The 25,300-nt window shown below is 72.4% G+C and carries 19 protein-coding genes and 2 pseudogenes; 9 read left to right on the forward strand and 12 right to left on the reverse strand.

Annotation, left to right across the window (positions count from 1 at the left end):
• Positions 1-82: 82 nt before the first annotated feature.
• Positions 83-1,273: a D-alanyl-D-alanine carboxypeptidase family protein gene (locus DCW30_RS07925; RefSeq protein ID WP_076682668.1), complete on the forward strand. Its 1,191-nt coding sequence runs from the start codon at positions 83-85 to the stop codon at positions 1,271-1,273.
• A 46-nt stretch (positions 1,274-1,319) separates the two neighbouring features.
• Positions 1,320-2,333: a Gfo/Idh/MocA family protein gene (locus DCW30_RS07930; RefSeq protein WP_076682669.1), complete on the forward strand. Its 1,014-nt coding sequence runs from the start codon at positions 1,320-1,322 to the stop codon at positions 2,331-2,333.
• 11 nt (positions 2,334-2,344) lie between these two features.
• Here DCW30_RS07930 and DCW30_RS07935 read toward each other — a convergent pair whose 3' ends face one another.
• Positions 2,345-3,391, reverse strand: coding sequence for a YihY/virulence factor BrkB family protein (locus DCW30_RS07935; protein ID WP_076682671.1), 1,047 nt, complete (start codon positions 3,389-3,391; stop codon positions 2,345-2,347).
• Between the two features lie 58 nt (positions 3,392-3,449).
• On the reverse strand, positions 3,450-3,863 hold the full coding sequence (locus DCW30_RS07940) for an SsgA family sporulation/cell division regulator (protein ID WP_076682673.1): 414 nt from the start codon (positions 3,861-3,863) through the stop codon (positions 3,450-3,452).
• A gap of 271 nt (positions 3,864-4,134) precedes the next feature.
• Here DCW30_RS07940 and DCW30_RS07945 point away from each other — a divergent pair, with 271 nt between their 5' ends.
• The 5 genes from DCW30_RS07945 to DCW30_RS07965 all read left to right on the forward strand — a co-directional run bounded on the left by DCW30_RS07945 (position 4,135) and on the right by DCW30_RS07965 (position 8,982).
• Positions 4,135-5,673, forward strand: a complete 1,539-nt coding sequence (locus DCW30_RS07945) for an ATP-dependent DNA ligase (protein ID WP_076682675.1) — start codon at positions 4,135-4,137, stop codon at positions 5,671-5,673.
• 94 nt (positions 5,674-5,767) lie between these two features.
• Positions 5,768-6,253: a cation:proton antiporter regulatory subunit gene (locus DCW30_RS07950; RefSeq protein WP_062772610.1), complete on the forward strand. Its 486-nt coding sequence runs from the start codon at positions 5,768-5,770 to the stop codon at positions 6,251-6,253.
• A gap of 4 nt (positions 6,254-6,257) precedes the next feature.
• Positions 6,258-7,514 carry a cation:proton antiporter gene (locus DCW30_RS07955; RefSeq protein ID WP_076682677.1) on the forward strand — a complete coding sequence of 419 codons (1,257 nt, stop codon included), beginning with the start codon at positions 6,258-6,260 and terminating at the stop codon, positions 7,512-7,514.
• Between the two features lie 94 nt (positions 7,515-7,608).
• A complete protein-coding gene (locus DCW30_RS07960; protein ID WP_076682679.1) occupies positions 7,609-8,304 on the forward strand; it encodes a hypothetical protein in 696 nt (231 codons plus the stop codon).
• Between the two features lie 84 nt (positions 8,305-8,388).
• Positions 8,389-8,982: a sigma-70 family RNA polymerase sigma factor gene (locus DCW30_RS07965; protein ID WP_076682682.1), complete on the forward strand. Its 594-nt coding sequence runs from the start codon at positions 8,389-8,391 to the stop codon at positions 8,980-8,982.
• An 83-nt stretch (positions 8,983-9,065) separates the two neighbouring features.
• On the opposite strand, the gene DCW30_RS07970 is transcribed toward DCW30_RS07965, so the two are convergent.
• Positions 9,066-9,539, reverse strand: coding sequence for a GNAT family N-acetyltransferase (locus tag DCW30_RS07970; RefSeq protein WP_076682684.1), 474 nt, complete (start codon positions 9,537-9,539; stop codon positions 9,066-9,068).
• 240 nt (positions 9,540-9,779) lie between these two features.
• On the opposite strand from DCW30_RS07970, the gene hemC reads away from it, so the two are divergent.
• Positions 9,780-10,715 (forward strand): hydroxymethylbilane synthase, encoded by a 936-nt coding sequence (hemC, locus tag DCW30_RS07975; RefSeq protein WP_076682686.1) that lies wholly within the window; start codon positions 9,780-9,782, stop codon positions 10,713-10,715.
• Between the two features lie 11 nt (positions 10,716-10,726).
• On the opposite strand, the pseudogene pulA reads toward hemC, so the two are convergent.
• The 7 genes and pseudogenes from pulA to DCW30_RS08010 form a co-directional block, all read right to left on the reverse strand.
• Positions 10,727-13,318, reverse strand: a pseudogene (pulA, locus tag DCW30_RS07980) (pullulanase-type alpha-1,6-glucosidase); the annotation flags it as partial.
• A 457-nt stretch (positions 13,319-13,775) separates the two neighbouring features.
• Positions 13,776-15,173 (reverse strand): annotated as a pseudogene (locus tag DCW30_RS07985) (alpha-amylase); the annotation flags it as partial.
• A gap of 398 nt (positions 15,174-15,571) precedes the next feature.
• Positions 15,572-16,639 (reverse strand): LacI family DNA-binding transcriptional regulator, encoded by a 1,068-nt coding sequence (locus DCW30_RS07990; protein WP_062772629.1) that lies wholly within the window; start codon positions 16,637-16,639, stop codon positions 15,572-15,574.
• The gene (locus DCW30_RS07995; RefSeq protein ID WP_076682692.1) at positions 16,627-18,324 is read right to left on the reverse strand and encodes a glycoside hydrolase family 13 protein; all 1,698 of its coding nucleotides are present in this window, start codon (positions 18,322-18,324) and stop codon (positions 16,627-16,629) included. The genes DCW30_RS07990 and DCW30_RS07995 overlap by 13 nt, the downstream gene beginning before the upstream one ends.
• Before the next feature lie 28 nt (positions 18,325-18,352).
• Complete coding sequence (locus DCW30_RS08000; RefSeq protein ID WP_373569006.1) at positions 18,353-19,249, reverse strand: sugar ABC transporter permease; 897 nt, start codon at positions 19,247-19,249, stop codon at positions 18,353-18,355.
• Positions 19,243-20,289: a carbohydrate ABC transporter permease gene (locus DCW30_RS08005; protein ID WP_076682694.1), complete on the reverse strand. Its 1,047-nt coding sequence runs from the start codon at positions 20,287-20,289 to the stop codon at positions 19,243-19,245. The genes DCW30_RS08000 and DCW30_RS08005 overlap by 7 nt, the downstream gene beginning before the upstream one ends.
• Before the next feature lie 38 nt (positions 20,290-20,327).
• Complete coding sequence (locus tag DCW30_RS08010; RefSeq protein WP_076682696.1) at positions 20,328-21,599, reverse strand: extracellular solute-binding protein; 1,272 nt, start codon at positions 21,597-21,599, stop codon at positions 20,328-20,330.
• Between the two features lie 351 nt (positions 21,600-21,950).
• Between DCW30_RS08010 and DCW30_RS08015 the strand changes: the two genes are divergently transcribed.
• The gene (locus DCW30_RS08015; protein WP_076682698.1) at positions 21,951-22,988 is read left to right on the forward strand and encodes a LacI family DNA-binding transcriptional regulator; all 1,038 of its coding nucleotides are present in this window, start codon (positions 21,951-21,953) and stop codon (positions 22,986-22,988) included.
• 40 nt (positions 22,989-23,028) lie between these two features.
• Here DCW30_RS08015 and rfbB read toward each other — a convergent pair whose 3' ends face one another.
• Together rfbB and DCW30_RS08025 are read right to left on the reverse strand one after the other, a co-directional pair.
• Positions 23,029-24,060: a dTDP-glucose 4,6-dehydratase gene (rfbB, locus tag DCW30_RS08020; RefSeq protein WP_076682699.1), complete on the reverse strand. Its 1,032-nt coding sequence runs from the start codon at positions 24,058-24,060 to the stop codon at positions 23,029-23,031.
• Entirely contained in the window at positions 24,057-25,124 is a 1,068-nt protein-coding gene (locus tag DCW30_RS08025; RefSeq protein WP_076682701.1) for a glucose-1-phosphate thymidylyltransferase, read from the reverse strand. The genes rfbB and DCW30_RS08025 overlap by 4 nt, the downstream gene beginning before the upstream one ends.
• Positions 25,125-25,300: the final 176 nt, after the last annotated feature.

Genomic DNA, 25,300 nt, shown 5'->3' on the forward strand with positions numbered 1-25,300 from the left:
GGCGCGGGCCGCCGAGCGGGTGATACGTCCGGCCGGGCCAAGCCGATCTGCGGAGTGACGGCGGCGCTCATACGGTGACCGAATGGTCATCAGGTACCTTTCGCGCTCCTCCTCCGTCCGTACCGCGGCCCTCGCGCTCGGGGCCCTGGTCCTCCTGTCCACGCCCGTCTCCGCCGCCGAGCTTTTGGCGGAGCCCGCGCCGCCGCGCCCCGTCCCCGCGTACACCTCCGCCTACCTGGACCGTCCCGGCGTGCAGGTCAGGCCCGACGCCGACGCGCCGCCGCTGCCCTCTCACGTCTCCGCGCTCGCCTGGCTGGTGGCCGACGCCCACTCGGGCGAGGTGCTCGCCGCGCGGGACGCGCACCGCCCGCTGCCGCCCGCCTCGACGCTCAAGTCCCTCTTCGCCCTCGCGGTCCTGCCCCACCTGGACGTCGGCAGCCGGCACCTGGTCGCCCCGCGCGAACTCGACCTGGTCGGCGCCGGCAGCAGCCTGGTCGGTGTGGCGCCCGGCCGTGACTACCGCGTCGACGACCTGTGGCGCGGCGTCTTCCTCAGCTCCGGCAACGACGCCGTGCACGTCCTCGCGCGGCTCAACGGCGGCCTGGACAAGTCGGTGCGGCAGATGCGGGAGAAGGCCCGGGAGCTGGGCGCGCGCGACACACACGTGGTCTCGCCCGACGGGTACGACGCCGACGGGCAGGTCTCGTCCGCCTACGACCTGGCGGTGTTCGGCAGGGCCGGGCTCGCCGACCCGCAGTTCTCCCGCTACTGCTCCACGCGCGTCGCCCAGTTCCCCGCGGGCGGCTGGTCGTACCCCATCCAGAACACCAACCGCCTGCTGACCGGCGCGGACGGCGTCGCCCCCTACCCGGGGCTGCTCGGCATCAAGAACGGCTACACCAGCAACGCGGGCGCCACGCTGATCACCGCGGCCCAGCGCGACGGGCGCACGCTCGTCGTGACGGTGCTGAACCCGCAGGAGGGCGGCGGATACGCCGTCTACGAGGAGGCCAGGTCCCTGCTCGACTGGGGCTTCGCGGCGGCGGAGAAGGTGCGGCCCGTGGGTTCGCTGCTCCCGCCGCCCGCGAAGATCTCCCGCGCGCGCACGACCTCGGAGAGCGCCCTGCTGGAGCCCGACGACTCCGACTGGCCGGCGCTCATGATGGTCATGGCGGGCGGCGTCGCCGTCCTCGCGGGCCTGATCGTGGCGGTCAGGCGGCGGGCGGCTACGGTGTCCCGGCGCACGGAAGCGAAGAAGAAGATCGTCGAGTGAGGGCCCGCCGCCGCGCGGGCGCCGCGCGAGCGTGGGGAGACGCCGGATGAGCGGAGCGCTGGGGGTGGCCGTGCTCGGCGCGGGCCACATGGGGGCCGACCACATACGGCGCATCGGCGGGACGGTGGGCGGGGCCCGCGTCGTGGCCGTCGCCGACCCCGACACCGCGCGGGCCGAGGCCGCGGTGGCCGGACGCCCCGGTGTCCGGGTGCACGGAGACGCCCTCGCCGCGCTCGACGCCCCCGGCGTGGAGGCGGTCCTGGTGGCCTCGCCCGAGGCGGCGCACGAGGAGGCGCTGCTCGCGGCGTGCGCGCGGGGCCTGCCGGCGCTCTGCGAGAAGCCGCTGACGCCCGGCTCCGCCTCGGCGCTCCGGGTGGTGGAGGCCGAGGCACGGCTGGGCCGCAGGCTGATCCAGGTGGGGTTCATGCGGCGGTACGACGCGGAGTACGCGGCGCTGAAGTCCCTGCTCGACTCCGGGCGGCTCGGCCGCCCCCTCATGCTGCACTGCCGCCACCGCAACGTCTCCTCTCCCCCGCACTTCACCTCGTCGATGCTGATCAGCAGCTCCGTCTCGCACGAGATCGACGCGGCCCGCTGGCTGCTCGGCCAGGAGATCACCGCGGTGACGGTGCTGCGGCCCGCTCCCTCGTCCGGGGCCCCCGAGGGGCTGCTCGATCCGCAGCTCGTGCTGTTCGAGACGTCGGGGGGCGCGGTCGTCGACGTGGAGATCTTCGTCAACTGCGGTTTCGGTTACGAGGTGCGGTGTGAGGCGGTCTGCGAACACGGCAGCGCCCAGGTCGGTGACGCCCGGGCGATGGTCGTCCGCTCGGCGGGCGGCGCGCGCGAGGAGGTGCCGCAGGACTACCTGGTCCGCTTCGCCGACGCCTACGACCGCGAGGTGCGCGCCTGGGTCGCCGCCGCGCGCCGGGGCCGGGCCGAGGGCCCGAGCGCCTGGGACGGCTACGCGGCGGCCGTCGTCGCCGAGGCCGGGGGCGCGGCGCTGCGCGACGGCAGGCGCACGGAGGTCGCCCTGGAGCGGCGGCCCGCGCTGTACGGCTGAGGTCCTGCCCCTCACGGCTCCCGGGAGTCGGTGTCCAGGCGGCGTCTGTCCTGCTCGTCCCATGTGGCGGTGGAGCGTGGTTCGACGTAGGGCTCCTCGTCCGGCGGATGGCCTCCGGCGATGGCCCGCTGCCGCGAGGTCTCGGCGTCGAACTCCAGGCCGAGGAGGATCGCGAGGTTGGTGATCCACAGCCACACCAGGAAGACGATGATCCCGGCGAAGGTGCCGTACGTCTTGTTGTACGAGGCGAAGTTCGCCACGTACAGCGCGAAGGCGGCGGAGGCGATCAGCCAGATCAGCAGGGCGAGGAAGCTGCCGGGGGTGACCCAGCGGAAGCCGCGCACCTTGGCGTTGGGCGTCGCCCAGTACAGGATGGCGATCATCACGATGACCAGGAGCACGAGCACCGGCCACTTCGCGATCGACCAGACGGTCAGCGCGGTGTCGCCGATGCCGAAGGCGGTGCCGGCCTGGCGGGCCAGCGGCCCGGTGAAGACCACGATCAGCGCGCTGATCACGGCGAGAAGCATCAGGACGACGGTGACACCGACGCGGACCGGCAGCACCTTCCAGACCGGGCGGCCCTCGGGGATGTCGTAGACGGCGTTGGCCGAACGGATGAACGCCGCCACGTAGCCGGAGGCGGACCACACCGCGAGGACCAGGCCGACGAGGGCCATGACCGAGCCGACCCCGGCGTTGCCCTGGAGCTGCCGCACCGCGTTGGTGATCACTTCGCGCGCGGCGCCGGGCGTGAGCTCGGTGATGTTGTCGAGCACCTTGTCGGTCGTCGACCTGCCCGCGATGCCGAGCAGGGAGACCAGGACGAGCAGGGCCGGGAACAGCGCCAGGATGCCGTAGTACGTCAGGGCCGCCGCGCGGTCGGTCAGCTCGTCGCGCTTGAACTCGCCGAGGGTCCTGCGCAGCACGTCCCGCCACGACTTCTTGCCCAGGGCCGTGGGTGTGTCCGGCGCCCGCCGCTCCACCTCGGGCCCGGGCCCGTGCTCCGGGTCCCGTCCCTCATCCCCGCTTCGCCCCGGTTCATGTAGCCGTGTCATGTGTCCAGCAGTACCCGTGGTCCGGGCCGCTCGCATGCGGGCCGGGGCTCCGGACGGGTCAGACGCCGCCGAGCAGCCGCGAAAGGCCCTGGTCGAGATCGAGGCTGGTCTCCTCGTCACCGGCGGGGACGGCGGCATAGGTGCGCGACAGGAAGCGGCGCAGCACGGAGGTGTCGAACTGCACCACGGCCAGCCCCTGGTGCGAGTGGAACTCCAGCACGGTCCGCGCCCGGCCGGACGGCCATACGTGCACGTCACCGCCGCCCGCGGGGGCGGTGAGGCCGTCGTCGAGGAGCTGGCGGGCGAAGACCCAGGTGACCTCCATGCCGTCCAGCGAGGCCTCGGAGGGGAAGGTGATCTGGACGGCCAGGGGGTCCGCCGCCGAGTAGCGCAGGGCCACCGCCAGGGCGCGCTCGCGGCCGTCCGGGGTGACGAGGCGAGCACGTGCGGGCTGCTGGAGGGTGTCGGCCATGATCGAGCTCCACTTCGGTCGTTCCGGTTCTCGGGACCTCCGGCGGCGAGGCCCCATGCCCTTGGGACCCGGGACACGGGCCTCCATTACGGCGGCACGCCAAAAGATTCATATGACCTGCGTCACCCCCTCGCCGCTGAGGCTCCGTGGCCGCCCGTGGTCGGCCGCACCGCCGCGCGTTCCGAGTGCCCTGCACGACGGGTCGCACACGTCCCTCCGGTGAACAGCGGCCCCGGCTGCGTCCGGCACGCCTCCGGTGCAGGATGGCCCCATGCTGCTCGCCCGGCTCGCCCACGTGTCCAAGGAAGTGGCCGCCACTTCCGCCAGGTCCCGGAAGATCGCTCTGCTCGCCGAGCTGTTCCGCGCGGCGGAGCCGGAGGACGTGCCGGTCGTCATCCCGTATCTCGCGGGGCGGCTGCCCCAGGGACGCCTCGGCATCGGCTGGAGCACGCTGAAGGAGGCGGGGCCGCCCGCCGGGGAGGCGACGCTGACCGTGGCGGGGGTGGACGCGGCACTCACCGCGATCGGCGCGGTGTCCGGCGCCGGGTCCCAGGCCGAGCGCAGGCGCCTGGTGGGCGAGCTGCTGGGGGCCGCGACCGCCGACGAACAGAAGCTCCTGACCGGCCTGCTCACCGGCGAGCTGCGGCAGGGGGCCCTGGACGCGGTCGCCGTCGAGGGGCTCGCGGTGGCCACCGGGACCCCGGCGGACGCCGTGCGGCGCTCGGTGATGTTCGCCGGGGGTGTGGCCCCGGTCGCCGAGGCCCTGCTCGCACGCGGCGCCGAGGCGCTGGAGGAGTTCCGCCTGACGGTGGGCCGCCCGCTCCAGCCGATGCTCGCGCACGGCGCCCCGTCGGTCGCCGAGGCCGTCGACAAGCTCGGCGCGTGCGCGGTCGAGGAGAAGCTGGACGGCATCCGCGTCCAGGTGCACCGCAGCGGCGACACCGTACGGGTCTACACGCGCACCCTGGACGACATCACCGACCGGCTGCCGGAGCTGACCGCCGCCGCGCGGGAGCTCAGGGGGGACAGCTTCATCCTGGACGGTGAGGTCATCGCGCTGGACGCCGGCGGGCGTCCGCGGCCGTTCCAGGACATCGCGGGGCGTGTCGGCTCCCGCGTCGACGTGGCGGCCGCGGCGGCCGAGCTGCCCCTGTCCCCCGTCTTCTTCGACGCGCTGTCCGTGGCGGGCCGGGACCTGGTGGACCTGCCGCTGACCGAGCGGCACACGGAGCTGACCGCCCTGGTCCCCGAGCCGATGCGGGTCCGCCGCACCCTGGTCGAGGACCCGGCCGACGAGCGGCAGCGCGCCGGGGCCCAGGAGTTCTTCGAGGCGACGCTGGGGCGCGGCCACGAAGGCGTGGTGCTGAAGTCGCTCGACGCCGCCTACAACGCGGGCCGCAGGGGCGCCTCCTGGCTGAAGGTGAAGCCGGTCCACACCCTGGACCTGGTGGTCCTCGCCGCCGAGTGGGGCTCGGGCCGCCGCACCGGCAAGCTCTCCAACCTGCACCTGGGCGCGCGGCGGCCCGACGGGAGCTTCGCCATGCTCGGCAAGACCTTCAAGGGCATGACGGACGAGATGCTGGCCTGGCAGACCGAGCGCCTCCAAGAGCTGGCGGTCGGCGGGGACGGCTTCGTCGTGCGGGTCCGCCCCGAGCTGGTCGTCGAGATCGCCTACGACGGCCTGCAGCGCTCCTCCCGCTACCCGGCGGGCGTCACCCTGCGCTTCGCCCGCGTCGTGCGCTACCGCGAGGACAAGCCCGCCGACCAGGCGGACACCGTCGAGACGGTGCTGTCCCGGCGCGACGTGTGACGGTGCGCGGCGCTTCCGGCGTGATTTTGCCAATCCTTAACGCCCGATAGGGTGACAGCTTGGGGTTGATCGCTTATCACGCAAGGGGAGAGCTGTGCCCGCATCACGTCTCAGCCGTACGCCGCTTCCAGGCATCGGCATCCGGTACGACCTGACCACCCGAGAACAGCGCAGGCTCTCGGTGGTCGCGCACCGGGACGGTGCGCGGACGCTGAGCGCCTACCGCTCCGACGACCCGGACGAGTGCGCGCTGTCGCTGCGGCTCAGCTCGGGTGAGGCGGACGCGCTGATCGACGCCCTGATGCCCTCGCACCACAGCCCGAACCTGCTGCACACCACGGACCTCGGCCTCGTCGCCGAGCGGGTGCTGCTGTCGGCCACCTCGCACTGGAACGGGCGCCTCCTCGGCGAGACCCGGATGCGCACCGAGACCGGCGTCTCGATCGTCGCGGTCCTGCGGCGGGCCGATGCCATCCCCTCCCCCGCCCCCGACTTCCGGCTGGCGGGCGGCGACACCCTCATCGTGATCGGCACGCGCGAAGGCGTGGAGACCGCCGCGACGATACTCGGAAGGGAGTGACCGCGTGCACTCCGCTGTCTTCCTGATCGAGTTCGGCGCGATCATCCTGGCCCTCGGCCTGCTCGGCAGATTCGCCGGGCGCTTCCAGTTCTCGCCGATCCCGCTGTACCTGCTCGCGGGGCTCGCCTTCGGTCAGGGCGGGCTGCTGCCGCTCGGCGCGAGCGAGGAGTTCGTCGCCATCGGCGCCGAGATCGGCGTCATCCTGCTGCTGCTGATGCTCGGGCTCGAATACACCGCGAGCGACCTCGTCAGCAACCTCAAGACGCAGTATCCGGCCGGGCTCGTCGACATGACGCTCAACGCCGTGCCGGGCGCCGTCGCCGCGCTCCTCATGGGCTGGGGCCCGGTCGCCGCCGTGGTCCTCGCCGGTGTCACCTGGATCTCGTCGTCGGGCGTCATCGCCAAGGTCCTCGGGGACCTCGGGCGGCTCGGCAACCGCGAGACCCCGGTGATCCTCAGCATCCTGGTCCTCGAGGACCTGGCGATGGCCGTCTACCTGCCGATCATCACCGCGCTGCTCGCGGGCGTCGGCCTGGCCGCGGGCAGCCTCACGCTGGCCATCGCCCTCGGCGCGGCCGGCGTCGTGCTCTTCCTCGCGGTGCGCTACGGACGGCTCATCTCCCGCTTCGTCTCCAGCGACGACCCGGAGAAGCTGCTCCTCGTGGTGCTCGGCCTGACCATCCTGGTCGCCGGGCTCGCGCAGCAGCTCCAGGTGTCCGCCGCCGTCGGCGCGTTCCTGGTCGGCATCGCGCTCTCCGGTGAGGTCGCCGAGGGCGCCCACTCGCTGCTCGCGCCGCTGCGGGACCTCTTCGCCGCCGTCTTCTTCGTCTTCTTCGGCCTGCACACCGACCCGGCCAGCATCCCGCCGGTGCTGCTGCCCGCCCTGGCGCTCGCCGTCGTCACCGCGTGCACGAAGATCGCCACCGGCTACTGGGCGGCGCGCCGCGCGGGCGTCTCCGTACGGGGCCGCTGGCGCGCGGGCGGCGCTCTGGTGGCGCGCGGCGAGTTCTCCATCGTCATCGCCGGCCTCGCGGTCGCCGCGGGCATCGAACCCATGCTGGGGCCGCTGGCCACGGCGTACGTCCTGATCCTTGTCATCGTCGGCCCGCTGACCGCCCGTTACACGCAGCCCGTCGCGGATCACGTGAGCGGGGTCATCGCCCGCCGCCGCATGGCCGGGGACCCCGCTGCCGCGGTGGTGCCCGGACCGCGGGAGACCGTGGAGTCGCTGGACGGGCAGGACGCGGGCGAGCGGTCCTAGCCGGCGGCGCGCGCCCCGCCGGGCAGGGGGCGCGCCGCGGGGAACTCCAGGACCGCCGCCCGAGGCCCCCTTCCCGCCTGGCACGATGCTTCCCATGACGTCAGGGCCCGCGTTCCGCCTCGCACGAGCCGCCGTGTTCGCGGCCGTGTGCGTGGTGGCGACGGCCCTGGGTCACGCGCTCATGTCCGGTGCCCCGCTGCCCTGGTGGGCGGTGGGGTACGCGTTCGCCGCCACGTCGGCCGCCGCGTGGTGGCTGACCGGGTGTGAGCGCGGGGCCCTCGCGGTCACCGGCGCCACCGTCGCGTCGCAGCTGGGCCTGCACGAACTGTTCGGCCTGGCCCAGCGGGTGAGCGCGCCCGCCCCGGCCGCCGTGCCGGCCTCCGCGCCCGTGTCCACGGCCACGGGTGGCGGCATGGACCACACGGGCCACCCCATGCCGGTGCCCGTGCCGGCGTCACCGCACGCCGCCATGCCGGACGAGGGCGTCTCCCACTGGATCATGTCCGTCTTCGGGCACAGCGCCCTCGGCATGTTCCTCGCCCACCTCACCGCCGCACTGCTCTGCGCCCTGTGGCTGTGGCGCGGCGAGGCGGCCGTGTTCCGCACCGGGCGGGCCCTCGCCGCCGCCGTCTTCGTGCCGCTGCGGCTGGTCCTCACGGCCCTGGCCGTCTCCCTTCCCCCGGCCCCGCCGCACGTCGGCGCGCTCGCGCCCGTACCGCGGCTGCGCGGGGTCCTCCTGCAGCACGCCGTCTCCCGCAGAGGTCCGCCGGTCCTTCCGGCCAGTTCCTGACACCGCCCGCACCCCACGTGCCGGGCGGATCTTCGGCGTTCCCCGCCGAAGCACCGAACTCTCCTCACCGAAGGACCTCTTGCGATGCCTCATGCCCTCGTGCACCCCGGACACGGCACGGACGCGGCCCGGGACGAGCTGATAACGGAATGGGCCCTCGCCGCGCGCGACGGCGACGGCGACGCGTTCGAGCGGTTCGTGCGCGCCACCCGGCGTGACGTCCTGCGCTTCGTGGCCCACCTCAGCGGCGACCCGCACGCGGCCGACGACCTGACCCAGGAGACGTATCTGCGCGCCCTGACCTCGCTCCACGGCTACGCCGCCCGCTCCTGCGCCCGCGTCTGGCTGCTCGCCATCGCGCGGCGCACGGTCGCCGACCGCTTCCGCATGGCGGCGGCCCGGCCCCGGATCTCCGACACCGGCGACTGGCAGGCCAGCGCGGAGCGTGCCCAGCCGCGCGGTCTGCCCGGCTTCGAGGAGGGCGTGGCCCTGCTCGACCTGCTGGCGGCCCTGGACGCGCCGCGCCGCGAGGCGTTCGTGCTGACCCAGCTCGTCGGACTCCCGTACGCGGACGCCGCCGCCGCCGTCGGCTGCCCCGTGGGGACGGTGCGCTCCCGGGTGGCGCGCGCCAGGGAGCGGGTGAGCGCGCTGCTGCTCGCGGCGGACCGCGTCGCGTGACCCGCACCGGCTGACCACGACGGGCCCCGGCCGTCGGCCCCCGCACACCTCGCGGGGACCGGCGGCCGGCTCCAGGACCGGCCCTAGCCGGTGTTCTCGCGCACGAACAGCGTCACCGACACGCTCGCCTCGAAGCCGTTGGCGCGCATCAGGGCGGCCGACGCCGTGTTGCGGGACTCGACGTCCGTGACCACGGCGTCGGCCCCGGCCTCCGTGAGCGTCGCGCAGCACGCCTTGACCAGGCGGCTCGCGACGCCCTGGCCCTGGTACTCGGGGGCGCACGCGATCCACTCCAGGTTGCCCCAGTCGGAGCGCTGGTCGAAGCCCATCGAGCCGAGCACGAAACCGGCGAGTTGTTCCCCGTCGAGCGCCACCCAGCAGGCGGACGCCTCGCTGTCGAGGTGGCCCGCGATGGCCGAGAGGGACCACGACGTGTACGGCTTGACGGAGGTGTCGTAGACCCTCCGCCCCAGGGCGAGGACATCGGCCAGATGGGCGGGCGTCATCGGGGCGAGCGCGACGGCCCCGCGTTCCGGCGGCGCGGCGGGGGTGGACATACGGGCCTCCCAGGGGCGGGCGCGGCGCCGGGCCGCGCCTTCGTCACCTCACGCTATGAGGCGGACCGCGGTCGCGCACGCGGAGCGGACCCGGGCGGCGGCCGGGCCGCACATGCCGCCGGGAACCCCGCGCCCCACCTGTCACTGGGCCAACTGGGCTACGCCGGACGCCCTTTGCCACACCTCCCGGATCGGGGACACGTGCGTGACCCGCCCCCGCGAAGGCCTATCGTGGAGCGCATGTCCGCTCCTGAACTGATCCGCATCGTCTCCCGCTCCTCCCCCATGGCCCTGGCCCAGGTGGAGCGCGTCCGCACCGAGCTCGCCGCGCTGCACCCCGGTATCCGCACCGAGGTCGTGCCGGTCACGACCTCGGGCGACCGCTGGATGGGCGACCTGGCGCAGCTCGGCGGCAAGGGCGCCTTCACCAAGGAGGTCGACGCCGCGCTGCTCGCGGGCGAGGCGGATCTCGCCGTGCACTGCGTGAAGGACGTACCGGCGGACCGGCCGCTGCCCGCGGGCACGACGTTCGCCGCGTTCCTCAAGCGCGACGACATCAGGGACGCGCTGATCCACCCCGGCGGCCTCACCCTCGACGAGCTGCCGGCCGGCTCCCGCATCGGCACCTCCTCGGTGCGCCGCCGGGCGCAGCTCGCCGCCTCGCACCCCGAGCTGGAGTGCGTGCCCATGCGGGGCAACGCGGGGCGCCGCCTGGAGAAGCTCGCCGCGGGCGACGCCGACGCGCTGCTGCTCGCGCAGTCCGGCCTGGAGCGCATCGGCCGCCCCGACCTGGCGACCGACGTGCTGTCCGTCGAGACGATGTGTCCGCCGATCGGCGCCGGCATCCTCGCCCTGCAGTGCCGTGAGGACGACACCGCGACGATCGACGCGGTGTCGGCCCTCGGTGACCGGGACGCCTGGCGCGAGGCGACGGCCGAGCGCATGTTCCTGCACGTGCTGCAGGGCCACTGCAACTCCCCCATCGCCGGGTACGCGCGCTCCGAGCGGGGCGGCGACCTGTCGCTGCGCGCCTGCGTCTTCACCCCCGACGGCAAGACCGTGCTGAACGCCCACGAGTGGGCGGGCCCGCTCGACCCGGCGACGCTCGGCACGTCGGTGGCCGTCGCGCTCCTGCGCCAGGGGGCGCGGGAGCTGATCGACGGCATCGCGCACTGACGGGGGCGTCCTCAGCGCCGCTCGAAGACGGCGACCGTACGGGCGGGGACGGTGAAGGTACCGGACTTCCGCTCGTACGAGGACGCCTTGACGGTGGTGTCGGCGCCCTTGGCCTGTACGGGGTGCAGCCGGTACGCCGTGTCCTTCAGGCCCGCCACCCGCTGCTCCCGCGCGTCCGGGGTCGCGTTGAAGACGACGACGAGGTCACCGACCCGCATGGTGACGACGCCCGGCGTCTCCGCGTCGGTGCCGGAGAGCGGGAAGGAGAGCCGGGACTGGACCTCGGCGGCCGTGGTCAGGGAGAAGGCGGGCTCGCTCGCGCGCAGCTTCACCAGGTCCCGGTAGGCGGCCGACGCGCCGTCGATCTCCCGGCAGCCGGGGTTCAGGGCGGCGGAGGCCAGGAGGGGCTTGGCGAAGCTCCACTTGGCCTTGTTGTCCGCGGCCACCGGCAGCCCGCGCCCGAAGCCGTTGCCGTCGCGGCAGCTCCAGTGGATGGCGTTGAACCAGTCGCCGCTGTCGAAGGAGTTCCGGTCGAGGGACTTCGAGCGCAGCAGGTCGCTGCCGGCCTGGGAGAGCGAGGGGCCCTGGGCGAGGGTCGCGGTCGCCATGGCGAGCACCTGCATGCGGGCGCGGTCGGCGGGTGAGGTGTCCGCGGGGAGCTTGAAGGCGAGCGCGTCGTACAGCGACTCGTTGTCGTGCGCGTCGGCGTAGGAGAGGGCGTCGCCGGGGGCCGCCGCGTATCCGGCGGGGGAACCGTTGTAGTCGACCTGCGAGCCCTTGACCCTGCGGCCCGCGGAGTCGGTGAACGTGTACGAGGCCAGGTTGCCGGTCAGTCCCACCTTCAGCAGGTCCTGGTAGTGCAGGAGCCGGGCCTTCTGCTCGGCCTTCGTGCCGTTCGCCTTCGAGGCGTTGGGGTCGGTGTAGAGGCCGCTCGCGAAGCCCTGGACGCCGGGGTCCTCGTCGAAGGGGCTGCCGCCGCGCACGGCGTCACGGGCGCGGTCGGAGAAGGTGGCGACGCCGGTGCCCGCCATGTTCTTCTGGGTGGCCTGGACGAAGCGGGCGTCGTCGGCGACCTCGCCGAAGTTCCAGCCCTCTCCGTAGAGGATGACCTTCTTCCCGTCGACGCCGTCCTTCTTCGGCGTCAGCGCGTCCAGGGCCTTCCGCACGGCGACGATGTTGGCCTTGGGGTGGTGGCCCATCAGGTCGAAGCGGAAGCCGTCGACCTTGTACTCCTTGGCCCAGGTGACCACGGAGTCGACGACGAGCTTGCCCATCATGGCGTTCTCGGGCGCGGTGTTCGCGCAGCACGTCGAGTTGGCGACGCTTCCGTCGGCGAGGAGCCGGTGGTAGTAGCCGGGCACGATCTTGTCGAGGACGGACTCGTCGGCCTGGCCGCCGGCGACCGTGTGGTTGTAGACGACGTCCATGACGGCCCGCAGCCCGGAGCGGTTCAGGCCTTGGACCATCTGCCGGAACTCGACCGTGCGCCGGGTCCCGTCCGGGTCGCTCGCGTAACTGCCCTCCGGCACGGTGTAGTGCACGGGGTCGTAGCCCCAGTTGTAGCCGTCCTCGGCGGCGGCCTCGGAGACGCACGCCTGCTGCTCGTCGGAGTCGGGCGCGGACGCCGTCAGGTCGCAGTCGGGCTCGGCCTGGTCACCGCGGCGTTCGGGGACGATGCCGAAGTCGGAGACGGGCAGCAGGTGGACGTACGACGTGCCGGCCCTGGCGAGCTCGCGCAGGTGCTTCATGCCGTCGGACGCCTTGTCCGTGAAGGCGCGGTACTCACCGGGGTGGCGGGACGTGCGGTCCTCCACGGAGAAGTCGCGGACGTGCAGTTCCTGGATCTGCGCGTCCCGCAGCGGTGTCGCCCTCGGCTTCCGCAGCCGGTCCCAGCCGGCGGGGGCGAGCCGCGGGTCGTCGAGGTCGGCGGCGAGGCTGCGGGCGGAGTCGGCGGTGAGGGCGGTGGAGTAGGGGTCGGTGACCTTGTTGGTGACCACCTTCTGGACGCTGGGCGCCCACACCTTCACGACGTACCTGTACGGCTTGCCCTGCCAGGCCTTGGGGCCGCTGACGGACCACACGCCGCTGGTGTCGTCGCGCCGCATGGGCACGGTCCTGCCGTCCAGTTCGAGGGCGACGGACCGGGCGGTGGGCGCCCAGACGGCGAGCGAGGTGCGGCCGTGGCGGAACCTCGGGCCGAGTTCCGCCTTGGTGGCGGCGGCGCCGTAGAGGTCATCGAGGATGCCCTGCGTCTGGACGCCGGTGGCGTCGAGCAGCGTCCCGTCGGCGTCCTCGCGGACCGCGACGACCTGGCCGGTCAGGGCACGGCGGGCCTGCGCGCGGTCGCGCGGCTCGACGCTGAAGGCGGCATAGCCCTTGAGGTGCGGGAACTTCTGGCGCTGGGCCTCGGTCAGGCCGCCCTCGACCGGTGTCAGGCGTATGCGCCGCCCTTCCCCGACCAGCTTCCCGTCCCGCACGGTGAGCCGCCCGTCGGGGTCGTACACCAGCTCGTGCCGGGCGCCGGCGGCGCCGGGCAGGTCCCAGGCGAGGGTGTTCCGGTCGATCCACTGGGCTCTGGCCTTGGTCGGATCGAGCGCGTCGCCCGCGTCGGCGACGGCCGAGGCCCTGGGCGCCGCGCCGACGGAGGGGGCCAGGGGCACGACGACGGCGAGCAGGGCGAGGGAGGTGGCGAGGAGCGAACGACGGGGGGAGCCGGTCAAGGGGGTCTCCTTGAAGGGGGAGGGACGGAAGCGGGGCCCCTCGGGCGTGTGGCGGAGGAGGAACGGGACCAGGGGCGGAGCCCTGAAATCACTCCGGCGGAGGAGGAGCGACCCAGGGGCGACGCCCTGGGATTCAGCCCCTCCGGCGTTTGAGGAGCGGGGTCCGGGGCGGAGCCCTGGAATCCAGCACCCCGGCGTCAGGGGGCGGGACCAGGGGCCGAGCCCTGAGTCACTCCGGCGTGAGAGGGGCGGAGCCCGGGGCGGGGCGGGCCGCCCGGCAGCGGGAAGGCGGATGCCGGGCGGCCCAGAGGACGGGTTCAGCCGCGCCGCACGGCGCTCAGCACTTGCGGGCCCCCACGTGCAGCGCGAGCGCCGTGTCGGGCGCCACGGACGCCGTGAACTGCCCCGAGCCGTTGACGTTGACGGTCCTGCGGCCCTGGACGTCGCAGTACGTGCCGGCGGCCAGCGAGGTCTGGAAGGTCCGGTTGACGGCGTGACCCTCGTGGTTGATCACCACGTACGCCTTGTCGCCGCGGCCGAAGGCGATCGCGTCGTTGCCGTTGTCCCACCAGTTGGTCATGCCCTTGCCGTGCGCGGCGTTGCGGAACTTGACCATGCTCTTGATCTCGGGCCAGGCGTGCTGGCACTTCCAGCCGTCGTTGTAGCAGGCCTTCACATGACCGCCGTCGGGCGACCCCGCGTCGTTGTTGCTGAACTCGTAGCCGGAGTGCACGTCGGGCGAGCCGTAGGGCAGGGCGAGCATGAACACGTGCGCGAGGGTGTACTTCGCGCCGTCCTTGTAGTTGAGGCTCTGGCCGTGCCGTTCGGTGTCGTGGTTGGTGACGAAGACGGACGACTTGGAGCCGGGCATGTAGCCCCAGCCCTCGCCGTAGTTCTTGAGGTAGGCGAGCTTCTCGTCGTTGAAGACCCGCTTGAGGTCCCAGGCGTACCGGAACTCCTGCGCGTCGCCGACGGCGGTGTACTCGCTCGGCGAGACCGCCTCGTTCGCGCCGTACAGCGTCTCCTGCTTCCAGTAGACGTCCTGCTTGTTCAGCCGCGACTTGATGTTCTTGAGGTCGTCGACGGGGATGTGCTTGGCCGCGTCGACGCGGAAGCCGTCGACGCCGAGGGAGAGGAGGTCGTTGAGGTAGGTCGCGATCCTGCCCCGGACGTACTCCTCGCCGGTGTCGAGGTCGGCGAGGCCGCCCAGTTCGCAGTTCTGGGTGTTCCAGCGGTCCTGGTAGTTGCTGATGGACGCCTGGCAGTTGTCCATGTCGAAGCGGGAGTACGTGCCCGGGTAGTCGTATTTGGTGAAGCGGGAGCCCGCGGAGCCGGTGCCCGAGGCGTTCGTCATGTGGTTGATCACCGCGTCGGCGACGACCTTGACGCCCGCGGAGTGGCAGGTGTCCACCATGTTCTTGAACGCGGACCGGTCACCGAGCCGGGTGCCGATCTTGTAGCTCACGGGCTGGTACGCGGCCCACCACGCCTCGCCCTGGAGGCGCTCCTGTGGTGGTGACACCTGCACGGCGCCGTATCCGTCGGGGCCGAGCTGGTCCGTGCACGCCTTGGCCACCGAGGCGTACTCCCACTCGAAGAGCACGGCGGTGACGTCCTTGCCGCCGGGCGGGGCGGCCTGTGCCTGCGGGGCTCCGGCGACGAGGCCGCCGGCGACTCCGGCGGCGAGGGCGAGGGTGGCGGCGAGGGGTCTGCGGACCCCGGTCTTCCGGGCAGCCATGATGGTCTCCTGCGTCAGTGGGGATGGCCCTGTGCGGCAACGCGCCGTGCCCGTCAGGCCGTTGAAGGATGTTGCAGCAACATTTCAACGCCGATTTCGGACGAGACCGTACGACCCCGGGGAACCGGGGTCAACCCTTCACGCACAACTGGTCGCCACACTGCGGTTTCCGGGATTTCATACGCCGCAAGACCTTTCGCAAGAGATTGCGACGGTGTTACGTTCAACCACGACTCCGGTTCGAGCGGCCGGGGGCCCGGCACACCGGGCCCCACGCGCCCGGCCGTTCGGGCCGGGTCCCAGGAACGGGAAGGCCCCGGGGCCACATCGTCACCCCGCTGCCCCGACCGGGCCGGCTCCGGGGCCGTCCTTCCAGAGCCTGGCCCGTACGTCCGCTCTCAGCGCGGCGCCTGCGCCGTGGACCCCCGGACGACCAGCTCGGGCTGGAAGACGAACTCCGTGTGCTGCACGGGGTTGCCCTGGATCTCTTCGAGCAGCGCGCCCACCGCCGCGGTGGCCATGGCCTGCACCGGCTGACGCACCGTCGTCAGCGGCGGGTCGGTGAACGCGATCAGCGGCGAGTCGTCGAAGCCGACGACGGAGACGTCCCCCGGCACCGAGAGCCCGCGCTGACGCACCGCGCGCACGGCCCCGAGCGCCATCATGTCGCTGCCGCAGACCATCGCCGTGCACCCCTGGTCCAGGAGCGCGCTGGCCGCCGCGTGGCCGCCCTCGACGGTGAACAGGGTGCGCTGCACCAGCCGCTCGGCCTCCCCCTGTGCCAGGCCGAGCAGGCCGTGCAGCGCCGCGGTGAACCCCTCCGCCTTGCGCCGGGAGGGCACGTACCTGGTCGGGCCGATGGCCAGACCGATCCGCTCGTGCCCCAGATCGACCAGGTGGCGCACCGCCATCCGGGCCGCCGCTCGGTCGTCGGGCGAGACGAAGGACACCGGGATGTTCTCGTTGTAGCCGTTGATCAGGACGAACGGCGTGCCCCGCCCCGCCAGTTCGAGGTAGCGGGTGGGGTCCGCCGTGGTGTCCGCGTGGAGCCCGGAGAGGAACACGATGCCGCTGACGCGGCGCTCCTCCAGTTGCTCGACCAGTTCGTCCTCGGTCGCGCCGCCCGGCATCTGGGTGCACAGCATGGGCGTGTAGCCGTGCCCGGCGAGCACCTGCTCGACGACCTGCGCGAAGGCGGGGAAGATCGGGTTGCTCAGCTCGGGGACGACGAGCCCGACGAGACCGGCGCTGTGCCGCTTCAGGCGCAGCGGGCGCTCGTAGCCCAGGATGTCCAGGGCCGCGAGCACCCGTTGCCGCGTGCCCGTCGCCACCCCCGGTTTGCCGTTGAGCACCCGGCTCGCGGTGGCTTCGCTCACCCCGGCCTGGGCCGCGATGTCCGCGAGGCGCGGAGCACCGCGGTCGGCCCAGTCCGAGGCGCGCGGCGGGGAGGTGGTCACACCGCCCACCAGGCGGTGGTGTCCGCGGGCAGTTCGGTCGTGCCGTCCACGATCTCCACGGCGGTGTTGGCGAGCAGGACCCGGCCGGGGGCCGGCATCCGCACCGGGGCGCCCGTGGTGTTCGCGGTGCACACGAAGCCCTCGCGGCGGAAGGCGAGCACGCCCTCGGGGGCGTCGAGCCACTCCAGCGAGTCACCGGCGCCGAGGCCCGGCTGCGTCCGCCGTACGTGCAGCGCCCGCCGGTAGAGCTCCAGGGTCGAGTCGGGGTCACCGGTCTGGGCCTGGACGCTCAGCTCGCCCCAGCCGGCGGGCTGCGGCAGCCAGCTCCCGCCCGCGCCGAAGCCGTGGCTCGGCCCGTCGACGGTCCACGGGATGGGCACCCGGCAGCCGTCGCGGAAGCCGTCCTGGCCGCTGGCCCGGACGAACGAGGGGTCCTGACGCACCTCGTCGGGCAGGTCGGTGACGTCGGGCAGGCCGAGCTCCTCGCCCTGGTAGACGTAGGCGGAGCCGGGCAGCGCGAGCATCAGGAGGGTCGCGGCGCGGGCGCGGCGCAGGCCGAGCTCGCGGTCGCCGGGCGTGCACAGCTGGGTGCCGAGCCCCGGCGGGTTGGCGAACCGCGTGGCGTGGCGGGTGACGTCGTGGTTGGAGAGCACCCAGGTGGCGGGGGCCCCGACGGGCCGCATGGCGGCCAGCGACTCGTCGATGACCGCGCGCAGCTCGGCGGCGTCCCAGTAGGTGCCCAGGTAGTGGAAGTTGAAGGCCTGGTGCATCTCGTCGGGGCGCACGTAGGCGGCGGCGCGCTCGACGGTGGGCGTCCAGGCCTCGGCGACGAGGATGCGCGCGCCCGACCCCTGGCCCCGGCCCCCGGAGCCCGCGGGGCCGAGGTCGTTGCCCGCGTACTCGGCGAGGACGGCGCGCCAGCTGCGGTAGATCTCGTGCACACCGTCCTGGTCGAAGAACGGCATGGCGTCGTTGCCGAGCAGCTTGAGCTGGTCGTGGGTGCCGAGGTCGGGCAGGCCCTCGGCCTTGACCAGGCCGTGGGCGACGTCGACGCGGAAGCCGTCGACGCCCATGTCGAGCCAGAACCGCAGGATGGAGCGGAACTCGTCCCGGACGGCGGGGTGCTCCCAGTTGAAGTCGGGCTGCTCGGGGGCGAAGAGGTGGAGGTACCACTCGCCGTCCTCGACGCGCGTCCAGGCGGGGCCGCCGAAGATGGACTCCCAGTCGTTGGGCGGGAGTTCGCCGTCGGCGCCCTTGCCGGGGCGGAAGTGGTAGCGCTCGCGCAGCGGGGAGCCCGGGCCCTCGCGCAGGGCGCGCTGGAACCAGTCGTGCTGGTCGGACGAGTGGTTGGGCACCAGGTCGACGATGACGCGCAGGCCCAGCGCGTGGGCGTCGCGCAGGAGGGCGTCGGCGTCGTGCAGGTCGCCGAACATCGGGTCGATCGCGCGGTAGTCGGCGACGTCGTATCCGGCGTCGGCCTGCGGCGACGAGTAGAACGGACTGAGCCAGACGGCGTCGACGCCGAGGTCCCGGAGGTAGGGCAGCCTGGCGCGGATGCCCGCCAGGTCGCCCATGCCGTCACCGTTGCCGTCGGCGAAGCTGCGCGGATAGACCTGGTAGATCACCGCGTCGCGCCACCAGTCCGTGCGGGTGCCGGAGGCGGGGGCTGTGGGGGCAGCGAGATGCTGGGTCATGTCTTCCCTGGGATCGAGAGATCGAGAGTCAGGACTTGGTCGCGCCGGCCGTCAGTCCGCCGACGAGGTGGCGCTGGACGAAGCCGAAGATGATCGCGGCGGGCACCGCGACGATCACCGCGGCGGCCGTCAGCGAGCCCCAGTCGCTGGTGTACTGGTTGACGAAGGTCTGCAGGCCGCCGGCGAGGGTGAGGTTCTCCTCGCCGGTCATGAACGCGGACGCGTAGGCGACCTCGGCCCAGCCGGTGATGAAGCTGTAGAAGCCGGTGACGGCGAGCCCCGGCTTGGCCAGGGGCACGATGAGCCGCCAGAAGGTGCCGAACGGGTTGAGGCCGTCCACGCGCCCCGCCTCGTCGATCTCCACCGGGATGGTGTCGAAGTACCCCTTCATCATCCAGGCGCAGAACGGCACGGCGATCGTCAGGTAGGTGACGACGAGGCCGATGGGCTGGTTGAGCAGGCCCAGGCTCGCGAGGAGGTTGTACAGCGGCACGATGAGCACCGCGACGGGGAACATCTGGGTGATGAGCAGCAGCCACATCAGCGGCCGCATGCCGGGGAACCTGAAGCGGCTGACGGCGTAGCCGGTGGTCGCGGAGATGAAGACACCGATGACGGTGGTCAGGCCGACGACGAGCAGGGAGTTGCCGACCCAGCTCACGAACTCGGTGTCGTTGATGACGTGGTCGTAGTTGCCGAGGGTGAAGTCCTTCACCAGGGCGGTGGAGAACGCCTCGCTCTGCGGCTTGAACGACGTGATCAGCAGCCACAGCGGCGGCAGGACCGCGATGGCGGAGGCGATGAGCAGCGTCACGTGGAGGCCGACGGAGGCCAGGGGGCCGCGTTCGCCGCGCGCCCTGACCTTCCGCTTCGGCTCGCTCGGGCTCGTGGTCCCGGTCGGTCGGTTCGTCGCGGTGGTCACCAGACTTCTCCCTGCTTGCGGAGCGCGCGGCGGTAGAACACCGCGAAGAGCGAAAGGAGCAGCAGAATGATCACGCCCCAGGCCGCGGAGCCCGCGAAGTCGCGGGGGCTCACGACGAAGGAGAGCCGGTAGGCGTACGTCACCAGGATCTCGGTGGCGTCTCCCGGACCGCCCCGGGTGAGCAGGAAGATCACCGGGAACATGTTGAAGGTCCAGATGCTGCTGATGAGGATCACCGTGCTGCTGACGGACCGCAGGCCCGGCAGGGTGATGTGCCGGAAGCGCTGCCAGGCGTTGGCGCCGTCCATCTCGGCGGCCTCGTACAGCTCGCCCGGGATGGACTGGAGGCCGCCGAGCATGGCGACCAGCATGAACGGCACGCCGAGCCAGACGTTGACGGTGATCACCGAGAGCTTGGCCCAGGTGGGGTCGTTCAGCCACGGGATGGCGTCGATGCCGCCGCCGGCCAGGAGCTTGTTGAGGATGCCGTTCTTCTCGTTGAAGATCAGCCGCCAGGTGAACACGGAGACGAAGGCGGGCACCGCCCAGGGCAGGATCAGCGCCATCCGGTAGAAGGAGCGTCCCGCCAGCTTGCGGTTGAGCATGTTGGCCAGGGCCAGGCCGAGCGCGAAGGACAGCGCGACACAGGAGACGGTCCAGATGACGGTCCAGGTCAGCCGGTCCCAGAACACGCCGTCGGAGAGGACCGCGGTGTAGTTGTCGAGGCCGACCGACTCGTACGTCGCCGGGATGTGGTTGACGCCGATGGTGCGCTCGACGTTCGCCTCGTTGGCGTCGGTCGTCGACAGGTAGAGGCCGCGCACCAGCGGGTAGCCGATGATCACGCCGATCACGGTCACCACGGGGGCGACCATGGCCCAGGCGTACCAGTGGGTGGACAGCGCCCGGCGCAGGCGCCCGGGGTTCTTGCCGGACCGGTGGTTCTTCCCGGTGCGGTCGGTTTTGCCGGTCAGGTGGCCGCGGCCGCGGATGCCCGGGGCATCCGCGGCCTTCACCACCGACTGGCCGCTCTCGACAGCCATGAGGCGGTCAGCCCTCCTCTTCTTCCCGTTCCCGCTGCTTACTTGTAGTCCTTGAGGAGCTTGCGGTAGGCGTCACCGACGCCGTCCGCCGCGCCCTGCGGCGAGGCCTTGCCGCTGAGCACCTTGCCCATCTGCAGGCGGATCGGCTCGAAGAGGGAGTTGGCCTGCGGGATCCACGGGCGCTCCACGGACTTGTCCACGGCCGGCTTGAAGAACTGCACCATCTGGTTGTCCTTGACGGACTTCTCGTCGTAGACCGACGTGCGGGTGGGCAGCAGGCTGAGCTTCTCGGTGGTCTGCTGCTGCACCTTGGCGGAACTCATGTACTTGATGAACTCGTAGCTCGCGTCGAGGTTGCCGGAGCCCGCGTAGGCGGCGAGGTTCCAGCCGCCCTGCGGGGAGGCCTGACGGTCGCTGCCACCGGGGACGGGGGCGACGCCGAGGTTGCCCTTGTCCGCCTTGAACTCCTTGCCCTGCAGCGCGCCCTCGATGGACCAGGGGCCGTCGATCGCCATGGCGACCTCGCCGTCCTTGAAGGCGTTCAGCTGGTTGTTGTAGCCGTCGCTCGCGTCGGTGGTGGCGGCCTTGGAGTCGACCAGGTCCTTCATCACCTTGAACGCGGCGGCGCCCTCGGGGTCGTCGGCGGTGATCTTCTTGTTCTTGGTGTCGAGGAGGTCGCCGCCCTCGCCGTAGAGGTACGGGAGGTAGTAGTACGGGTCGTCGCCGCGCAGGTAGAGGCCGGTCTTGCCGGTCTTCGACTTGATCTTCTTCGCGGCGGACTTCACCTCGTCGAAGGTGGCGGGGACCGGGACGCCGGCCTTCTTGAGCATCTTCTTGTTGTAGAAGAGCGCCAGGGTGTCGATGGTCTGCGGGACCGCGTACGTCTTGCCCTTGAACTTGGTGCTCGCCGCCGCCTGCGGCAGGTAGTCGCCCGCGTCGTCCAGTGCGGCGGTGCCCTCCAGCGGGGCGAGGTAGCCGAGGTTGGCGAAATCGGCGACCCAGGCGACCTCGGTGCGCATCACGTCGGGGGCCCCGGAGTTGCCGCCCGCGGCGTTCTTGAACTTGGCGTTGGCCTCGCCGAACGCGACGCTCACGTAGTTGACCTTGACGTCGGGGTGGAGCTTCTCGAAGCCCTTGGCGAGCTTCTCGTAGGTCCCCTTCTCCGCGTCGTTCGAGGTGTCCCAGAAGGTGACCGTGCCGGAGAGCTTGCCCGAGCTCTTCTTGCCGCTGTCACCGTCGTCACCACCGCAGGCTGCCGCCGTCAGGGTGAGGGCCGCGACCAGCGCGGTGGCCCCTATGCCACGCCGCATGTGAACTCCTTCGACTGAACCCGAGGAACGAGGGGAGGCGTGACCTCGGGGGAGAGGCGCCTCCGGGTGAGCCGCACTGGACGCGGCGCCGGGTTGCCAGGGAACGTAACAGGATTGAAAAAGCTCCGAAAGACCTTGCGGGAAATTTCTGCAAGCGTTGGTCATTGTTACCGCTGCGTGTCCTTACGGTTGCCAACGATGCGCTTGACACCGCTCTGAGGTGGCCCTAATCCCCCGTGGCGGCCGCTTTCAGAGCTGCAAGTTTCTTGCATGAACGGAAGCTTGCAGCAAAGTTGCATGCCCTTGCCCATCTGGTGGGCAAGCGGGCCGGTGACAGGTACAGTCCAGTCCATGACCGCACGGCTCGTCGACATCGCAGCGCAGGCGGGGGTCAGCGAAGCGACCGTGAGCCGCGTCCTCAACGGCAAGCCCGGTGTCGCGGCGGCCACCCGGGAATCCGTCCTCGCGGCGCTCGACGTGCTCGGCTTCGACCGCCCCTCCCGCCTGCGCCAGCGCAGCAGCGCGGGCCTGGTCGGACTGATCACACCCGAGCTGGACAACCCCATCTTCCCCGCGCTCGCCCAGGTCATCGGACAGGCCCTGACCCGCCAGGGGTACACACCGGTGCTCGCCACCCAGACCCCGGGCGGCTCCACCGAGGACGAGCTGACCGAGATGCTGGTCGACCGCGGCGTCTCCGGCATCATCTTCGTCTCGGGCCTGCACGCGGACACCACCGCCGACATGGAGCGCTACGAGGTGCTGCGCGGCAAGGGCGTGCCCTACGTCCTCGTGAACGGCTTCTCCCCCAAGGTGCGGGCCCCCTTCGTCTCCACCGACGACCGGGCCGCGGCGCGGCTCGCCGTGACGCACCTGGCCGCGCTCGGCCACACCCGCGTCGGCCTCGCGGTGGGCCCCCGGCGGTTCGTGCCGGTCCTGCGCAAGATCGAGGGTTTCCAGCTCGGCCTGCGCGAGCGCCTCGGGATGACCGCCGAGGCCTCCGCCGAGCTGATCGAGCACTCGCTGTACTCGCTGGAGGGCGGCCAGGCCGCGGCGGACACACTGATCGGCCGGGGCTGCACCGCGATCGTGTGCGCCAGCGACATGATGGCGCTCGGCGCGGTCCGTGCCGCCCGCGAGCGGGGCCTCGACGTGCCCCGCGACATCTCCGTGGTGGGCTACGACGACTCCCCGCTCATCGCCTTCACCGATCCCCCGCTGACCACGATCCGCCAGCCGGTGCAGGCGATGGGCCAGGCCGCGGTCCGCACGCTCCTGGAGGAGATCGGCGGCACGCCCGCGCCGCACAGCGAGTTCGTCTTCCTGCCGGAGCTGGTCGTCCGCGACTCGACCGCGTCGGGCCGGCGGGACGACCGCCGCTCCGCCTAGGCCTCTTCACGGGCCCTCGCACGGACTCCGGGGGGCGCGGCTAGCAGCGGGCCGGCAGCAGGGGTTCCCACCAGGCGCGGTTCTCGCGGTACCAGTGGACCGTGCGGGCCAGGGCCTCGTCGAAGTCGGTCCGCGGGCGGTAGCCGAGCTCGGTGCTGATCTTGGTGTGGTCCACGGCGTATCGGCGGTCGTGGCCCTTGCGGTCGGTGACGTGGGCGATGCGCCCGCTGTCCGCGCCGCACAGCGCGAGCAGCCGGTGGGTCAGCTCCAGGTTGGTCAGGGAGGTGCCGCCGCCGATGTTGTAGACCTCGCCCGGCCGCCCTCCGGTGCGCACCAGCTCCAGGCCGCGCACATGGTCGTCGGTGTGCAGCCAGTCCCGGATCTGGAGCCCGTCGCCGTACAGCGGCACGCTGTCCCCGTCGAGCAGGGCGGCGAGGAAGCGCGGGATCAGCTTCTCCGGGTGCTGGTGGGCGCCGAAGTTGTTGGAGCAGCGGGTGACCCTGACGTCGAGGCCGTGGGTGCGGTGGTGGGCCAGGGCGATGAGGTCGGAGGCCGCCTTCGACGCCGCGTAGGGCGAGTTGGGCGCGAGTGGGGACTCCTCGGTGGCCGCGCCGTGCGGCAGCGAGCCGTACACCTCGTCGGTGGAGACGTGCAGGAAGGGGCTGACGCCGTGCCGGAGCGCGGCGTCGAGCAGCGTCTGGGTGCCGAGCACGTTGGTGCGGGTGAAGTCGGCGCCGCCCGCGATGGAGCGGTCGACGTGGGACTCCGCGGCGAAGTGCACGATCTGCCCGTGGTCCGCGACCAGCGCGTCGACCAGCTCGGCGTCGCAGACGCTGCCGTGCGCGAACGTGAACCGGGGGTCGTCGCGCACCTCCGCGAGCCGCGCGAGGCTGCCGGCGTAGGTGAGGCTGTCGAGGACGGTCACCGCACCGCCCGGGCCGTCGGGCCCGAGCAGTGCGCGGACGTGGGCGGAGCCGATGAACCCCGCGCCGCCGGTGACGAGGATGCGGGAGGCGCGGTCCGTGCCCGCGGTCCGGGGGCCGGCGGCGTGCGCCGGGGCGTTGTCGGTCATGAGGTGAGCTGCACTCTGCTGTGGTCTCCGATGACGAGCCGGTGGGCGCCGGGGAGGCGGGGCGCGGGGGACACCGCGGCGCCCCGTCCGATCAGGGAGCTCTCGATGCGGGAGGCCCCCTCGACCTGCGCGCCGCGCAGCAGTACGGAGTGCGCGATGGCGCTGTCCTCGATCCGGCAGTCCTCGGCGATGGCTGTGTAGGGGCCGATGCTGCTGTTGCTGACGACGGTACCCGCGCCGATCACCACGGGGCCGACCAGGCGTGAGCCGCGTACGACGGCGCCCTCGGCCACCCGGACGCGGCCGACGAGGGTGCTGTGCGGATCGACCTTGCCCTCGACGAGGCCCGTCATGCCGTCGAGCACCTGCCGGTTGACCTCCAGGAGGTCGTCGACGCTGCCCGTGTCGCGCCAGGGCCGCTCGGTGGTCTCCGCGGCCACGCGCTGACCCTGGTCGATCAGCCACTGCACGGCGTCGGTGATCTCCAGCTCGCCGCGGCCCGACGGGCTGATCGCCCGGACCGCCGGGTGGATCTGCGGGCCGAAGGCGTAGACGCCGATGAGGGCGAGGTCGCTGCGCGGCCGGTCCGGTTTCTCCTCCAGGCGTAGGACGTCGCCGTGCTCGTCGAGCTCGGCCACGCCGAAGGCCGTGGGGTCGGGCACCGGGGTGAGCAGCAGCCGGGCCGCGCTCCGGTCGGTCTCGGCCCGCCGGACGAATCCGGTGAGGCCCTCTTGCAGGTAGTTGTCGCCGAGGTAGAGCAGGAAGTCGTCCTCGGCGAGGAACTCCCGGGCGAGCAGCACCGCGTGGGCGAGGCCCAGCGGGCTGTCCTGTTGCAGGTAGGTGACCCGGAGTCCGAAGCGGGCGCCGTCGCCCACGGCTTCGCGGATCTCGGTGCCGTGCCGGCCGACCACGATCGCGGTCTCGGTGATGCCGGCCGCGGCGATGGCCTCAAGGCCGTAGAAGAGCACGGGCTTGTTGGCGATGGGCAGCAGTTGCTTGGCACTGGTGAAGGTGAACGGCCGCAGTCGGCTGCCCGTTCCGCCCGCCAGGATCAGAGCCTTCAAGGAAGCCGCCCGCTCTGCGGGGCGGCAAGGGGGTGCGTCACCACGTTTCCCTCCTCGTACTCGAAGCGGCTCCATGACTCAAGCAGAGCCGACCCGACTGCCGCAAGGCCTGTCTGAAACTTTCTGAAAGCTCTTGCCAAAGGTGTCGGCGGCTTGTTTCACTCGATCCGCGCCCA

Source organism: Streptomyces alfalfae, assembly GCF_004127445.1.
Classification (GTDB): Bacteria; Actinomycetota; Actinomycetes; order Streptomycetales; family Streptomycetaceae; genus Streptomyces; species Streptomyces alfalfae.

Bases quoted from the DNA above. Each gene is read 5' to 3' on its own strand.
- DCW30_RS07925 (WP_076682668.1), top strand. From the start codon at position 83: ATGGTCATCAGGTACCTTTCGCGCTCCTCCTCCGTCCGTACCGCGGCC.
- DCW30_RS07930 (WP_076682669.1), top strand. From the start codon at position 1,320: ATGAGCGGAGCGCTGGGGGTGGCCGTGCTCGGCGCGGGCCACATGGGG.
- DCW30_RS07935 (WP_076682671.1), bottom strand. From the start codon at position 3,391: ATGACACGGCTACATGAACCGGGGCGAAGCGGGGATGAGGGACGGGAC.
- DCW30_RS07940 (WP_076682673.1), bottom strand. From the start codon at position 3,863: ATGGCCGACACCCTCCAGCAGCCCGCACGTGCTCGCCTCGTCACCCCG.
- DCW30_RS07945 (WP_076682675.1), top strand. From the start codon at position 4,135: ATGCTGCTCGCCCGGCTCGCCCACGTGTCCAAGGAAGTGGCCGCCACT.
- DCW30_RS07960 (WP_076682679.1), top strand. From the start codon at position 7,609: ATGACGTCAGGGCCCGCGTTCCGCCTCGCACGAGCCGCCGTGTTCGCG.
- DCW30_RS07965 (WP_076682682.1), top strand. From the start codon at position 8,389: ATGCCTCATGCCCTCGTGCACCCCGGACACGGCACGGACGCGGCCCGG.
- DCW30_RS07970 (WP_076682684.1), bottom strand. From the start codon at position 9,539: ATGTCCACCCCCGCCGCGCCGCCGGAACGCGGGGCCGTCGCGCTCGCC.
- hemC (WP_076682686.1), top strand. From the start codon at position 9,780: ATGTCCGCTCCTGAACTGATCCGCATCGTCTCCCGCTCCTCCCCCATG.
- DCW30_RS07995 (WP_076682692.1), bottom strand. From the start codon at position 18,324: ATGACCCAGCATCTCGCTGCCCCCACAGCCCCCGCCTCCGGCACCCGC.
- DCW30_RS08005 (WP_076682694.1), bottom strand. From the start codon at position 20,289: ATGGCTGTCGAGAGCGGCCAGTCGGTGGTGAAGGCCGCGGATGCCCCG.
- DCW30_RS08010 (WP_076682696.1), bottom strand. From the start codon at position 21,599: ATGCGGCGTGGCATAGGGGCCACCGCGCTGGTCGCGGCCCTCACCCTG.
- DCW30_RS08015 (WP_076682698.1), top strand. From the start codon at position 21,951: ATGACCGCACGGCTCGTCGACATCGCAGCGCAGGCGGGGGTCAGCGAA.
- rfbB (WP_076682699.1), bottom strand. From the start codon at position 24,060: ATGACCGACAACGCCCCGGCGCACGCCGCCGGCCCCCGGACCGCGGGC.